Source organism: Sphingomonas sp. KRR8 (assembly GCF_023559245.1).
In the GTDB taxonomy this organism is placed as follows: domain Bacteria; phylum Pseudomonadota; class Alphaproteobacteria; order Sphingomonadales; family Sphingomonadaceae; genus Sphingomicrobium.
Map to the genome: position 1 here is coordinate 2,791,627 of NZ_CP097462.1, position 14,084 is coordinate 2,805,710.

Consider the following 14,084-nt stretch of genomic DNA (forward strand, 5'->3'; position numbering starts at 1 on the left):
CGAGAGAACGCAAGTTCAGCCGCGTGCCCGACGATGGGGCTGGCGGATGACGCAAGCGGTTGAGCCGGGAGCACGGCTCTGCTCAAAGGCCCGTGTGAACCGCTCCTGGGCCTTCGCCATCGACCGCGGTGGCACCTTTACCGATGTGATCGCCACCAGTTCGGACGGGCGGCAGCGCGTGCTAAAGCTGCTGTCGGAGAACCCGCGCCATTATCCCGACGCGGCGCTGGAGGCGATTGCGCAGGTTCTGCGCGAGGAGGGTGGCACCGTGGCCTCCGTGCGAATGGGCACCACCGTTGCCACCAACGCGCTGCTGGAACGCAAGGGCGAGCGGACGGCGCTGGTCACCACGCGGGGGTTCGCCGATGCGCTGCGGATCGGCACGCAGGCGAGGCCGGAGATCTTCGCCAAGGTGATCATCCTGCCCGAGATGCTGCATCGCGAGGTGGCGGAAGTGGCGGAGCGGGTCAGCGCCGCGGGCGAGGTGCTGCTGCCGCTGGACGAAGCCGGTGCCAAGGCGTCGCTGGCGCGATTGCGCGAAGCCGGGTTCGACAGCGTCGCCATCCTGCTGATGCATGGCTGGGCCTATCCGGCGCACGAGGCGCGGCTGGCGGCGATCGCCCGCGAACTGGGCTTCGCGCAAGTGTCGGCCAGCCACGAGGTGGCGCCGTTGATCAAGCTGGTCAGCCGGGGCGATACCACGGTCGCGGACGCCTATCTGTCGCCGGTCCTGCGCCGCTATGTCGACCGGGTGGCTGCCGGATTGCCCGACGAGACCGAGCTCAGCTTCATGCAGTCGAATGGCGGCCTGACCGCCGCGAGCGCCTTTCGTGGCAAGGATGCGATCCTGTCGGGGCCAGCTGGCGGAGTGGTCGGAATGGTCGCGGCCAGTGCGATGCACGGGGCCGAGCGCCTGATCGGCTTCGACATGGGCGGGACGTCGACCGATGTGTCGCACTATGGCGGGCAGTTCGAACTGGCCGAGGAAAGCCTGGTCGCCGGCGTTCGGGTGCGGGCGCCGATGATGCAGATCCATACGGTCGCGGCCGGCGGCGGCTCCATCTGCCGCTTCGACGGGCTCCGCTTTCGGGTGGGTCCGGAGTCCGCCGGTGCCGATCCGGGCCCCGCCTGTTATCGCAACGGTGGCCCGCTGACGGTGACGGACTGCAACCTGATCTTGGGACGGATCAGGCCGGACCAGTTTCCGGCGGTGTTCGGCCCCGGTGGCGACCAGCCGCTCGACCTCATGGCGGCGGAGGCGCGTGCGGCGGAAGTGGCCACGGCGGTGGCGCGAAGCGGCGCGACCGAGCCGACACTGGCCGAGGTCGCCGAAGGGTTCATCGCCATTGCGGTGGAGAACATGGCCGCCGCAATCCGCAAGATCTCCACCGCGCGTGGGCATGACGTGTCGCGCTACACGCTTGCCTGCTTCGGCGGGGCGGGCGGGCAGCATGCCTGCGGGGTGGCGGACCGCTTGGGCATGGAGCGGATCCTGATCCATCCGCTGGCGGGGGTCCTGTCGGCGTTCGGCATCGGGTTGGCCGGGCGCAAGGTCATTCGCGAACGGAGTTGGCGAAAGCCGCTCGGCGAGAATGCGGGTGGCGCGCTCGACGTGCTCGAGCAGGAAGCGCGCGAGCATCTGCTGATCCAGGGAGTGGCGGCTGGCGATTTGGTGATCGAGCGCCGCGGCCGGCTGCGGCTGGAGGGCAGCGACACGTCGCTCGAGTTGGTCATGCGCGGTTCCGGCGAGCTTCGGAGCGCGTTCCACCAGCTTCATCGGCAGCGCTTCGGCTACAGCGACGAGGGCGGCCCGGTGATCGTCGAGACGCTGATCGTCGAGGCGCGCGAACAGACAGCGGGTATGGGGGAAACGGCTGAGCAAGCGGGCGCGGGGGCCGAGCCGATCGGGGGCGGGCGCTGGCCCTGTCACCACCGCAACGAACTCGGGGCCGGGCAGCGGGTCGACGGCCCGGCGCTGATCATCGATGCGGCGTCGACGACGGTGGTGGATGCGGGCTGGCGGGCTGACCGGGCCGACGATGGCACGCTGGTCCTCGAGCGGGCGGTTCCACTGCAACGCGCGCGCGCCGGCGGGACTGAGGTCGACCCGATCCGGTTGGAGATCTTCAACAACCTGTTCATGGCCATTGCGGAGGAGATGGGGGTGGCGCTGCAGTCGACCGCCACCTCGATCAACATCAAGGAACGGCTCGACTTCAGCTGCGCCATTTTCGATGCGGACGGAGCGCTGATCGCCAACGCGCCGCACATCCCGGTGCACCTCGGCAGCATGGGGGACAGCATCAAGGCGGTGATCGAACGCCGGGGCGGCGCGCGGGATGGACGCGGGATCCGGCGCGGCGACGCCTACATGCTCAACGATCCGTACCGCGGGGGCACGCACCTGCCCGACATCACGGTGATCGTGCCGGTATTCCTGACCGAGCAGGACGTGCCCTCCGCCTTCGTCGCCGCGCGCGGCCACCATGCCGACGTGGGCGGCATCGCGCCCGGGTCGATGCCGCCTGAAAGTCGCTCCATCGCCGATGAAGGGGTGCTGATCGACAATGCGCTGCTGGTCGACGAAGGCCGGCTGCTGGAGAGCGAAACGGTGGCGCTGCTGACCGGCGGCGAGTGGCCCGCCCGGCGGCCCGACCGCAACCTCGCCGACCTCAAGGCGCAGCTGGCGGCGTGCAGCCGGGGCGAGGCGCTGCTTCGGGCGGCGGCTGACGAGCATGGTGCGGAGGTGGTGGCGGCGTTCATGGGCCACGTCCTCGCCAATGCGGAGGAGTCGGTGCGGCAGCTGCTCGGCCGGCTCGACGACGGGGCGTTCGCTTATGAGATGGACAATGGCGCGGTGGTGAAGGTCGCGATCCGGGTCGACCGGGCGGCGCGCTCGGCGGTGTTCGACTTCAGCGGCACCAGCCCGCAGCGGCCCGACAATTTCAACGCTCCGCGCGCCATTACCCGCGCCGCAGCTTTGTATGTGGTGCGGACGCTGATCGACGACGACATTCCGTTGAACGACGGCTGCCTGCGTCCGGTGACGCTGGTGGTGCCGGAGGGGTCGATGCTGGCGCCCCATTATCCGGCGGCGGTGGTCGCGGGCAATGTCGAGACCAGCCAGGTAGTGACCGACGCGCTGTTCGCCGCGACGGGCCGGCTCGCCCCAAGCCAAGGGACCATGAACAACTTCACGTTCGGCAACGCGCACCACCAATATTATGAGACGATCGCCGGCGGTTCGGGCGCGGGTCCCGACCATGACGGCACTTCGGCGGTGCAGACGCACATGACCAACAGCCGGCTGACCGATCCGGAGATATTGGAAAGCCGGTTGCCGGTGCGGCTCGACCGCTTCGCCATTCGCCGGGGCTCGGGCGGCAAGGGCCGGCATCGCGGCGGCGACGGGGTCGTGCGCGAACTGACGTTCCTTGAGCCCATGCGAGCCAACATCCTCGCCAATCGACGCCGGGTGGCGCCCAAGGGATTGGCCGGCGGCGGCGATGCGGCGCCTGGTCGCAATTGGGTCGAGCGGGCGGACGGGAGCATCGAACCTCTGGGCGCCACCGGCCATGCGGAGATGGGCCCAGGCGACCGGTTCATCATCGACACGCCCGGCGGCGCCGGATTCGGGAGCGTGGAATGAGCTACTGGCCGCTGCTTGGAATCCTGCTGGTCGTCGCCGGCTTTGCCCTGCGCATGAACCCCATGCTGGTGGTGACCGCCGCGGCACTGGTGACCGGCCTGCTCGGCGGGCTGGACCCGGTGGCGGTGGTGTCGACTTTCGGCAAGGCGTTCAACGACAACCGCATCATCGCCGTCGTCTGGCTGGTGCTGCCGGTCATCGGCCTGCTCGAACGCTACGGCCTGCAACAGCGCGCGGCGGCACTGATCCGCACCATGCAGGGCGCGACCACCGGGCGGCTGCTCGCTTTCTACCTGGTCTATCGCCAGGCGACGGCTGCCGTGGGCCTGATGTCCACGGCGGGTCAGGCCCAGACGGTTCGGCCGCTGGTCGCACCGATGGCGGTCGCGGCCGCGGAGCAGCAGTGGGGACCGCTCGATCCCAAGGTCGCCGACCGGGTGAAGAGCATGGCGGCAGCGACCGACAATGTCGGGCTGTTCTTCGGCGAGGACATCTTCATCGCCATCGGCTCGATCGTGCTGATCCAGCAGACACTTGCCGCCGACGGCTACACCCTTGCCCCATTCGAGTTGGCGGTCTGGGCCATTCCCAGCGCCGTCGCAGCACTGCTCATCCACGGCAGTCGGTTGCTCTGGTTCGACCGCCAGCTGGGGAGGGCTCGGCGATGATCAGCATGACCATGCTCTATGCGCTGGCCGGACTGATGTTCGGAGGCTTCGCACTGCTGAGTGCGCTTGATCGCAGCAATCGCCGGCGGCTTGCCAATGCGGCCTTCTGGGGACTGATGGCCCTGAGCCTTCTGGCCGGCGACCGGATCGGCGATTTCGGCAACGGGCTGCTGGTGCTCGGGCTGGCCTGGATCGGCGGGTTCAACCTGCTGGGCAAGGGGTCGTCCCCGACCACCAGCGAGGAACAGCGGGAGGGCTGGTCGATCAGGCTGGGCAACAGGCTGTTCGGCCCGGCGCTGATCATCCCGGTCGTGGCGCTCGTCGGCACCCTGCTGACGACCTACACGCCGGTAGGCCAGATCGGCCTGTTCGAACCCAAGCGCGAGACCTACGCTTTCCTGGTGCTCGGTGTGCTGGTCGCCCTTGCCGTCATCTTCGCCTGGCTTCGGCCGCCGGCGCTCGCCCCGCTGCAGGAAGGACGCCGACTGGTCGACTCCATCGGCTGGGCGCTAGTGCTGCCGCAGATGCTGGCCGCGCTGGGCGCGGTGTTCGCGGCGGCGGGTGTGGGCTCCATCGTTGGTCATGCGGCGCAGTCCGTGATCCCGCAAGGAAGCGTGTTCGTCGCCTGCGCCATCTACGCGCTGGGGATGGCGCTGTTCACCATGATCATGGGCAATGCCTTCGCGGCATTCCCGGTGCTTGCGGCGGGCATTGGTGTGCCGCTGCTGATTCAGCAGTATCACGGCTCGCCGGCGGTGATCGGCGCGGTGGGCATGCTGGCCGGATTCTGCGGGACGCTGATGACCCCGATGGCCGCCAACTTCAACCTGGTGCCGGCAGCGCTGCTCGACCTCAAGGACCAGTATGGAGTGGTCAAGGCACAGGTCGCGACCGCCCTGCCATTGCTGCTGGTCAATCTGCTCATCATCTACTGGCTGGCATTCCGATGATCGCACTCGGCACCGACACCGCCGCACGAATGGCGCGGATCGCGCTTGGCCACGTCACCCGGGAGTATCCGCACAAACTCGATCATGTGCTGCTCGGCGACGAGGACGCGCAACCGCCGCGGGTGCTTCATCCGGTCTTCTACGGCAGCTTTGACTGGCACAGCTGCGTGCACGGCTGGTGGACGCTGCTGACCTTGCGGCGGCTGCACCCGGCCATGGCCGAGGCGTGCGCCATCGCCGAATTGGCGGACGCGAGCTTCACCGCCGACAAGCTTGCGGTCGAGCGCGCCTACCTCGATCGACCGCAATCCGGAGGGTTCGAGCGGCCTTATGGCTGGGCCTGGCTGCTCACCTTGCATCTGGAAGCAACGCGCCATGCCGACCAGAGGTGGGGCGGCGAGCTTGAGCCGCTCGCCCGCGCGTTCGCGGAGCGGCTGCGTGCCTATCTGAAGGTGCTGACCTACCCGATCCGGGCCGGCACCCACTTCAACACCGCCTTCGCGCTGGTGCTGGCCCGGGACTGGGCCGAGCAATTCGACCAGCCGCTCGCCGCCGACCTCGCCGATCGGACCTGGCATTGGTTCGGCAAGGATCGCGACTGCCAGGCGTGGGAGCCGAGCGGCGACGATTTCCTTTCGCCGGCCTGGGTCGAAGCGCTGGCGGTTGCCCGCTGCTGCCCCGCACAATTTGGTGACTGGTTCAGCGCATTCCTGCCGCGCGTGGCGCAGCGGGAGCCCGCCACCCTGTTCACGCCGGCCACGGTCAGCGATCGGACGGACGGCAAGATCGCGCACCTGGATGGATTGAACCTCAGCCGTGCGTGGTGCCAGCGAAGCCTCGCCCGTGGGGTCGGACCTGCGCTGGCCGACCTCTTCCGCGAAACGGCGGATGCCCATCTGGCCGCCGCCTGGCCGCACCTGGCAGGCGACTATGCCGGTGAGCATTGGCTCGCCAGCTTCGCCTTGCTCGCGCTCCTTGCTGAGGCGGTCTAGTCGGTCCCGGTCTCGATCACGGCGACCTGCGCCCGGTCACAGGCGGCGCGAAGAGCTAGGTCGGAGAGCTGGTCGGTGACCAAATGGTCGATCGCATCCAGCCCGGCGATGCGGATGGGGGCAGGCCGGCCAACCTTGGTCTGGTCGATGCCGAGAATGACACTGCGGGCCTGCGCGATGATCGTCTGGGACACGCGGACCTCGTCGAGGTCGAAGTCCAGCAGCGTGCCGTCGCGATCGATGGCCGACGCGCCAATCAGCGCGAAATCGACCTTGAAGCCGCGGATGAAGTCGGTCGCCATCCCGCCGACCACCGCGCGGTCACTGGACCGGACGCGGCCGCCCGCGACCACCACCTGCACGCTGGGCTGATCCGCGAAGATGTCGACCACGTTGAGGTTGTTCGTCACCACCAAGAGGTTGCGGCGGCCAGTGAGGGCGCGCGCCATCGCCTCCGTGGTCGTGCCGATGTTGATGAACAGGCTGGCGCCGTCGGGCACGAGTTCGGCCGCGGCCGCCCCGATGGCGGCCTTGGCTTCGGCGGCAACGTGACGGCGGGACGCGAGGTCGAGATTGTCGACCCCGGAGGTGACCACCGCGCCGCCGTGCACCCGAGACAGCATCGACCGCTCCGCCAACTGCGTCAGGTCACGGCGAATGGTCTGCGGCGTGACGCCCAGCTCGGCCGCCAGTTCCTCGACCGCGACGCTGCCGGTTCGGCGCGCCAGCTCCAGAATCTGACGGTGGCGCTGCTCGACCAGAGGCGGAAGGGCGGGCATCAGGCGACCAGCTGGTCGCTCGGGCGTGCCTGCCCAGCGAGATACTCCGCCACCGCGTCCGCCTGCTGCGGCGTCAGGTGAAGGCCCAGCTTGCTGCGCCGGAATAGCACATCCTCCGCCGTCCGCGCCCACTCCTCGCTGACGAGATAATCCAGTTCGCGCGCGGTCAGCCCGCCGCCGAAGTCGGGGCCGAGCTGCGCCATGTCCGTCGCGTCGCCGAGAAGGGCGTCGGTCCTGGTCCCGTAGGCGCGCGCCAGCCGGCGCAGGAGGGCAGGCGGGAAGGTCGGCCGCTCCCTCGCCAGGCGCTCGACGAAGCGGTCGAAGTCGCCGTCTTCCATGTCTCCGCCCGGAAGCGGCGCCCCGGCCGTCCAGGCTGGCCCCGCGTTCGGCAGGAACAGCGACAAGGCCTTGAGGGCATCCTCCGCCAGCTTGCGATAGGTGGTGATCTTCCCGCCAAAGACGCTCAGCAGGGGCGGGACACCCGCCGCTCCGTCGAGGTCGAGCACATAGTCGCGGGTCACCGCCGAGGCGTTGCCGGCATGGTCGTCATAGAGCGGGCGGATGCCGGCGTAGCTCCAGGCGATGTCGTCCCGCGTCAGCTTGCGCGAGAAATAGCGATTGGCGGTTTCGAGGAGATAGTCAGTCTCGCCATCGCTGATCCGCGCCCGCGACGGAGGCTCGGTCCACGGCTCGTCGGTGGTTCCGATCAGCGTGAAGCGGCCCTCATAGGGGATGGCGAAGACGATCCGCCGATCCGGGTTCTGAAGCATCAGGGCGTGTTCGCCCGAATGCAGCCGGGGAACGACGATGTGGCTGCCCTTGATCAGCCGGACCTGCCGTTCGGACCGGGCGCCCGGCACCCGCGACAGCACGTCGGCGACCCACGGACCGGCCGCGTTGACCAGCGCGCGGGCGTGAATGGTCGACGGGCCGGTCTTATCCTCGACGATGGCGACCCAATGATCGCCTTCGCGCCGTGCGGAAACGAGGCGCGTGCCCGTGCGGATGGAGGCGCCGCGGTTCGCCGCATCGCGGGCGTTCAGCACCACCAGTCGGCTGTCCTCGACCCAGCAGTCCGAGTAGACGAACGCCGTCCCGTGCCGATCGCGAAGCCCCTCGCCGAAGGAAGTTCGGTCCAGCCTGACGGTCTGGGTGCCGGGCAGCTTCTTCCGGCCGCCCAGATGATCGTAGATGAACAGGCCCAGCCGGACCATCCAAGCCGGCCGGGGCGATTGCGTCTGCGGCAGGACGAAGCGCAATGGCCAGATGATGTGCGGCGCCATGCCCCACAGCCGCTCGCGTTCGATCAGCGACTCGCGGACCAGCCGGAATTCGCCATATTCGAGGTAGCGGAGCCCGCCATGGATCAGCTTGGTGGAGGCGGAGGAGGTGTGGCCCGCAAGGTCGTCCTGTTCGACCAGCGTCACCGACAAGCCACGGCCGGCCGCGTCCCGGGCAATGCCCGTTCCGTTGATCCCGCCGCCCACCACCAGAAGATCGATCATGCCGTTGTTGCTGTCCTTGCGTGGTGCTGTCCTTAGCGGCTCTGACGCAAAAACGAAAGCGTTGACCCGCGAATGAAAACGTTCAACGATGCAAAACGAACATGACGAAAGATGCCGTGTGAGCGCACCGACCATTCTCGCCATCGACCAGGGCACCACTTCGACCCGCGCGATCCTGTTCGACCGGACCGCGCGCCGGCTTGGCGATGCGCAGCGCGAGTTTCCCCAGCATTATCCGGCCTCCGGCTGGGTCGAGCATGACGCCGAAGACATCTGGCGCGACGTGGTGACCACCGCCCGGGATGCGATCGCGGGCAGTGGGGAAGGGGTGGAGAGCGTCGCCGCCATCGGCATCACCAACCAGCGCGAGACCACCATCATCTGGGATCGTGCGACGGGCGCGCCCATTCATCGCGCGATTGTGTGGCAGGACCGGCGCACCGCGGATCTCTGCCAGCAGCTGAAGGCGGACGGGTTCGAGGAGGAGGTCCGGGAGCGCGCGGGGCTGCTGATCGACCCCTATTTCTCCGCGACCAAGATCGCCTGGATCCTCGATCATGTCGGCGGCGCGCGGGCGCGGGCGGAGCGCGGGGAGTTGGCGTTCGGCACGGTGGACAGCTTCCTGTTGTGGCGGCTGACCGGTGGACGGGTCCATGCGACCGACGTCACCAATGCTTCGCGCACGTCCCTGTGGAACATCCGCGAGGGCCGCTGGGACGAGGAGCTGTGCCGCGCGTTCTCGGTCCCGATGGCGCTGCTGCCCGAGGTTCACGACAACGCGCATCATTACGGCACCACCGATCCCGCCCTGTTCGGCAAGGCCATCCCGATCTCCGGCATTGCCGGGGACCAGCAGGCGGCGCTGTTCGGACAGGCCTGCTTCGCGAGCGGAATGGCCAAGGCGACCTATGGCACCGGCTGCTTCATGCTCCTCAATACGGGAGAGGCGGCGTTGCGTTCGCAGCATCGTCTGCTCACCACGCCAGCCTACCGGCTGGGTGGCCGGACGACGTTCGCGCTGGAAGGGTCGATCTTCGTCGCGGGCGCGGCGATCAAGTGGCTGCGCGACGGCATCGGAGTCATCACGCACGCCAGCCAGACCAACGACATGGCGACGCGGGTCGCCGACAATCACGGCGTCTACATGGTGCCGGCCTTTGTCGGCCTGGGCGCTCCGCATTGGGACCCGGAAGCGCGCGGCGCGATCTTCGGGCTGACGCTAGGCGCGACCCAGGCGCACCTGGCCAGGGCGGCGCTGGAAGCGGTCGGCTTCCAGACGCTGGACCTGCTGACCGCCATGATGAAGGACGGGGCGGCGGCACCGGCCAAGCTTCGCGTTGACGGGGGAATGGCGGCGAACGACTGGCTGTGCCAGTTCATCGCAGACCTCATCGACGCTCCGGTCGAGCGGCCCGACGACCTCGAAACCACGGCACGCGGGGCGGCCTTTCACGCCGGGCTTGGCATCGGCCTGTGGACCGACCTCGACGAGCTTTCGGCCCTGTGGAAGCGGCAGGCATGCTTCGAGCCGGCGATGCCCGTTCAGCGGCGCGAGAGCCTGGTTGCGGGCTGGGCCGACGCGCTTCGGCGAACGATCAGCGCGAGCGCTCAGCCGGCGTAGGGCTTTCCTTCTTGCGCGCTGAGGCCGTCAGCGAGCGGGTTGCGGCGATGGGGTGAGCGGGCAGGTCTGGTCCGCGACCGCCGCCAGACCGATCCGCTTGATGGTCGCCGTTAGTGGAGCGGCGGCCTTGATCCGCACCGGACTGTCGACGGCCATCAGCCGGGCCTGGTCGGAAGTGAAGCAGTGGAGCGGAATGGCGAGCCGCAGCGCGCCGGCCCGGGCGAATGCGGGGGCGACATCCTTGGCCACGCCGGCGAACGACAGGGTGACCGGGCCGGTCGCGGGCTGGTCGACGCGCCCTTCGATGATCACCGCGAACCCTTCGCCAAGCTCGCGGGAGAGGTCGGCCTTAGGTCCGTCGATCGACAGGCTGCCGCTGTTGACCCAGCGCACCTGCCGGCTGTCTTCCTGGGCGGCGAGGTCGACCGGACGCGCGCTCACTGCGCCCGTCGGGCTGCTCACCGGGCCAGCGCCAACCGGCCGGGCACCGCCATCATCGACAAGCGTCATGGTCCAGGGCGCGAGCGCCCGGCCGTTCTCGAAATAGCGATCGAGATTGAGCGCGGCCTTGATGTCGACGCCGGGCGCTTCGCTCAGCGTCGGGATGTGCACGGGGTGGGCATAGCTCTGGCCATAGCCGAGCGGGAACAGCGGCCGCACCACCGGCGAGCGGGCGTCGCGCGGCCAGGCGAAGGCGAGCTTGCCGGTGAAGTCGCGGCGCGGGCGGCCGTCGCGACCGGCGATCAGCACGTCGGCCACGCCGCCGCCCTCGGTTCCGGGCAGCCAGGCCGCCACGAATGCGTCCGAAGCATTGATTTCCGGCGAGACGAACATCGGCCGGCCGGACAGGAACACCGAGACCACCTTGACCCCGGCGCTCTTGAGCTTGCGGAGCAGTGCAAGGTCGGTCTGCGCCTGGGGTTGATAGGCGAGCGTCGGAACATCGCCCTGGAATTCGGCGTAGGGCTCCTCGCCGAACACGACGATCGCGACGTCCGGACGCTCGCTGAAGCTGCCATCGACCGACAGCGTGGCGCTGCTGCCGCTGGCGCGTGCAGCCTCCGCGATGCCGTCGTAGATCGTCTGGGCCTTGGGAAAGTCGCGCTTGCTGGTGTCCGTGCCCTGCCAGGTGATGGTCCAGCCGCCGGCCTGCCTGGCCATGTTGTCGGCGCCTGCCCCGGCGACGAGGATCCGCGCGCCTGGCCGGATCGGCAGCACCGAGCCTTCGTTCTTGAGTAGCACCAAGCTCTCGGCGACCGCACGGCGAGCGAGGGCGCGATGCGCGTCGGTACCGATCCGCGATGGGTCGTCACGTACCGACCGGCCGTCGAGCAGCCCGAGCTTGGCCTTCACCCGCAGCACCCGTCGCACGGCATCGTCGATCCGCGCCATGGGGATTCGGCCCTCGCGCACGTCAGCCAGCGTGTTCTGGTAAAGCCCCTTCCAGCTGTCGGGCGCCATGAACAGGTCGAGCCCGGCATTGTAGGTCGCGGGGCAGTGGGTTGTAGTGCAGCCATCGACCTGGCCGTGCGCGTTCCAGTCGCCGACGGTCAGCCCTTGGAAGCCCATCCGGCCCTTGAGCACGTCCGTGATGAGGGAGCGGTTGCCGTGGTGCTTGGCGCCGTTCCAGCTCGAGAAGGACACCATCACCGTCAGCGCCCCGGCGTCGATGGCGGGCGGATAGCCTTGGGCGTGCCTGGCGATCAGCTCGCGTTCGCTGATGCGGGCATCGCCCTGATCCTTGCCGTTGAATGTCCCGCCGTCCGCCAGGAAATGCTTGGGCGTCGCGGCGACCTTGTCCGCGGCGACGGGCCGACCGGCGACCAACGCTCCCTGCAGGCCAAGGACCATTGCCCGGCCGAGCGTCGCGACCAGCTGGTCGTCGGACGAATATCCCTCATAGCTGCGGCCCCAGCGCACGTCCTGCGGCGCGGCGATGGTGGGCGCGAAAGTCCATTCGATGCCGCTGGCCGTGACTTCGTCGGCAGTGGCCGCGCCAATCGCGCGGATTAGCGCGGGATCACGGGTCGCGCCGAGCCCCACGTTATGCGGAAAGATGGTCGCGCCGGGCAGGTTCGAATGGCCGTGCACCGCGTCCACCCCGAATAGGACCGCAATGCCGCCCGATGCCTTGGAGTGCGCGCGATATTGGCGCACCAGTTCGGCCCAGCGGCTGCTGCTGGAGCGCTCGTCACCGAACGGGCCGCTATTGCCGCCGGCGAGGATCGAGCCGAGCGGATAGACGTCGAGGTCCTCCGGCTTGATCGAGCTGATGTCGGCCTGGATGGTCTGGCCGACCTTCTGCTCGAGCGTCATCCCCGCGATCATGCGGGTGATACGGCGCTCGGTCGCGGCGTCGGTGATCGCCGCCGGACTGTGCGCGCGGGGCCACAGATTGGGGTGAGCGACCGGCGACCGCGCGACCGGCGGCGCGGTGGCGATGGCGGCGGTTCCGGCCAGCAGGAGCGCCGCGCTCGAGGTCGCCAGCAAGCGCCCATTCCCGATCGAAACGCCCATCACCTGCTCCCCCAACTACTTTTGTGAACGTTATCAAATACGCTTGCCGCTTCTTCGTTGGCAAGCGGGTTTGAGGCTCAGCGGATCGCCAGCCGGCTGAGCAGCAGGGCCGGAACGAGCATGAGCGCGGCAAGGATCATCAGCAGGCTCTGGTAACCGAGCTGCCCGATCACCACCGCTGCAAGCAGGGGCGAGATGAGCGAGGGAAGGGTGTTGGTGAGGTTGAACAGGCCAAGGTCGCGGCCGAAATGCCGGCGGTCGGGAAGCTGCTGCATGGCGAATGCCGAATGCAGCGCAAGGAAGCTGTTCGACCCGCTCAGGAAGATGCCGTAGCAGCACACGACCAGCAGCCAGGAGTGCGCTAGCGCCATTCCGGCGAGACCGATCATGATCAACCCGATCATCGCCAGCAACGGTGCCTTGCGGCGCTGATAACGGTCGGACAATCGGCCCATCGCCAGCGCCACCGGGATCGCGAGGATCTGCACGATGGCGTTGGTCCACGCATATTCCCCAAGCGACAGCGCGCCTCCCGAGACGCTCCGCAGGAAGTAATAGATGAACAGGAACAGCAGGCCTTCGGCGACCTGGACGAACAGCCGCGACAGCCACAGCCGCCACAAGATGCGGCGGTCGAGCGCACGATCATGGCGATCGGGAGTTGCCTCGGCCTGGCCGAAGGCTCGTGCGTGGCCGCGGAGTAGCAGCGGCAGCATCATCCCCGCTACGATCAGGAAGATCAGCCCCATCTGCCGCTCGAAGCCACCGCCGACCGCTGCCACTCCGATCACCGACACGGCCGAGAGCGCCGGGGCGAAGGAAAGGAAGCCGCCGAGGACGCCCTTCTGCTCGTCACCGACACTGTCGGCCGCATAGGCCGACAGGGGGGCGAGCAGGAGGTTGAGCCCGACCTGCCAGCAGGCCACCGCCATCAGCAGGGTGGCCGGATGCCGCGCCGCGACGATCGCCGCCATGCCGCCCGCCGTCGCCGCCAGTCCCGCCATCGTCCAGCGCAGGCGCGCCCTGTTCGGCCCGGCCGGCCAGCGGTCGCTCGCCCAACCCCAGACGATGTTGGAGAGACCCGCGGCAATCGCACCGATGGTGGCGCATAAGGCGAGCCACGCCACGTCGCCACCGCCCGCCAGCACGCTGAAGCGGATCGGCAGGAGCACGGTCAGGAACGGTGTGTAGGCGATCAAGCCGCCGGCCCAGGCGAGGGCGTAAGCGGCCAGAAAGCTGCGCGGCTGGCGGCGCTGTTGGCTGGAGAATGGCTCGATCACGCTTCCTCTTAAGTGCGGCCTAGCAGCTTGCGGCCAAATGACGAGCGGCGCCGTGGCGCCCGGGACACAGGGCCCCGACGTAATGCCCTGCCTGTTTCAGTAACTTGACAAAGTGAACGTTCA

General features: G+C 68.7%; 9 protein-coding genes. 5 read left to right on the forward strand and 4 right to left on the reverse strand.

The window, feature by feature from the left end; genetic code table 11:
- Positions 1 to 94 precede the first annotated feature (94 nt).
- From M8312_RS14090 to M8312_RS14105, 4 genes are read left to right on the forward strand one after another with little or no spacing between them, the layout of a single operon-like run.
- Positions 95 to 3,649: a hydantoinase B/oxoprolinase family protein gene (locus M8312_RS14090; protein ID WP_250118314.1), complete on the forward strand. Its 3,555-nt coding sequence runs from the start codon at positions 95 to 97 to the stop codon at positions 3,647 to 3,649.
- Positions 3,646 to 4,317, forward strand: a complete 672-nt coding sequence (locus tag M8312_RS14095; protein ID WP_250118315.1) for a DUF969 domain-containing protein — start codon at positions 3,646 to 3,648, stop codon at positions 4,315 to 4,317. The genes M8312_RS14090 and M8312_RS14095 overlap by 4 nt, the downstream gene beginning before the upstream one ends.
- Positions 4,314 to 5,267 carry a DUF979 domain-containing protein gene (locus M8312_RS14100; protein WP_250118316.1) on the forward strand — a complete coding sequence of 318 codons (954 nt, stop codon included), beginning with the start codon at positions 4,314 to 4,316 and terminating at the stop codon, positions 5,265 to 5,267. The genes M8312_RS14095 and M8312_RS14100 overlap by 4 nt, the downstream gene beginning before the upstream one ends.
- Positions 5,264 to 6,259: a DUF2891 domain-containing protein gene (locus M8312_RS14105; RefSeq protein WP_250118317.1), complete on the forward strand. Its 996-nt coding sequence runs from the start codon at positions 5,264 to 5,266 to the stop codon at positions 6,257 to 6,259. The genes M8312_RS14100 and M8312_RS14105 overlap by 4 nt, the downstream gene beginning before the upstream one ends.
- Here M8312_RS14105 and M8312_RS14110 read toward each other — a convergent pair.
- Together M8312_RS14110 and M8312_RS14115 are read right to left on the reverse strand one after the other, a co-directional pair.
- The gene (locus M8312_RS14110; protein WP_250118318.1) at positions 6,256 to 7,038 is read right to left on the reverse strand and encodes a DeoR/GlpR family DNA-binding transcription regulator; all 783 of its coding nucleotides are present in this window, start codon (positions 7,036 to 7,038) and stop codon (positions 6,256 to 6,258) included. The two genes, M8312_RS14105 and M8312_RS14110, sit on opposite strands and share 4 nt — an antisense overlap.
- Entirely contained in the window at positions 7,038 to 8,543 is a 1,506-nt protein-coding gene (locus tag M8312_RS14115; protein ID WP_250118319.1) for a glycerol-3-phosphate dehydrogenase, read from the reverse strand. Before M8312_RS14115 ends, M8312_RS14110 begins: the two co-directional genes overlap by 1 nt.
- Positions 8,544 to 8,631: 88 nt before the next feature.
- Here M8312_RS14115 and glpK point away from each other — a divergent pair, with 88 nt between their 5' ends.
- Complete coding sequence (gene glpK, locus M8312_RS14120; protein WP_502957430.1) at positions 8,632 to 10,164, forward strand: glycerol kinase GlpK; 1,533 nt, start codon at positions 8,632 to 8,634, stop codon at positions 10,162 to 10,164.
- 27 nt (positions 10,165 to 10,191) lie between these two features.
- Here the strand turns inward: glpK and M8312_RS14125 are convergent, their stop codons facing one another.
- Both M8312_RS14125 and M8312_RS14130 read right to left on the reverse strand, forming a co-directional pair.
- The gene (locus M8312_RS14125; RefSeq protein WP_250118321.1) at positions 10,192 to 12,681 is read right to left on the reverse strand and encodes a glycoside hydrolase family 3 protein; all 2,490 of its coding nucleotides are present in this window, start codon (positions 12,679 to 12,681) and stop codon (positions 10,192 to 10,194) included.
- Between the two features lie 77 nt (positions 12,682 to 12,758).
- Positions 12,759 to 13,961, reverse strand: coding sequence for an MFS transporter (locus tag M8312_RS14130; protein ID WP_250118322.1), 1,203 nt, complete (start codon positions 13,959 to 13,961; stop codon positions 12,759 to 12,761).
- Between the last annotated feature and the right edge of the window lie 123 nt (positions 13,962 to 14,084).

What these genes read in the sequence shown, in the direction of transcription:
- M8312_RS14115 (WP_250118319.1), bottom strand. Translation starts at nt 8,543, where the DNA reads ATGATCGATCTTCTGGTGGTGGGCGGCGGGATCAACGGAACGGGCATT.
- M8312_RS14100 (WP_250118316.1), top strand. Translation starts at nt 4,314, where the DNA reads ATGATCAGCATGACCATGCTCTATGCGCTGGCCGGACTGATGTTCGGA.
- M8312_RS14105 (WP_250118317.1), top strand. Translation starts at nt 5,264, where the DNA reads ATGATCGCACTCGGCACCGACACCGCCGCACGAATGGCGCGGATCGCG.
- glpK (WP_502957430.1), top strand. Translation starts at nt 8,632, where the DNA reads ATGCAAAACGAACATGACGAAAGATGCCGTGTGAGCGCACCGACCATT.
- M8312_RS14095 (WP_250118315.1), top strand. Translation starts at nt 3,646, where the DNA reads ATGAGCTACTGGCCGCTGCTTGGAATCCTGCTGGTCGTCGCCGGCTTT.
- M8312_RS14125 (WP_250118321.1), bottom strand. Translation starts at nt 12,681, where the DNA reads ATGGGCGTTTCGATCGGGAATGGGCGCTTGCTGGCGACCTCGAGCGCG.
- M8312_RS14110 (WP_250118318.1), bottom strand. Translation starts at nt 7,038, where the DNA reads ATGCCCGCCCTTCCGCCTCTGGTCGAGCAGCGCCACCGTCAGATTCTG.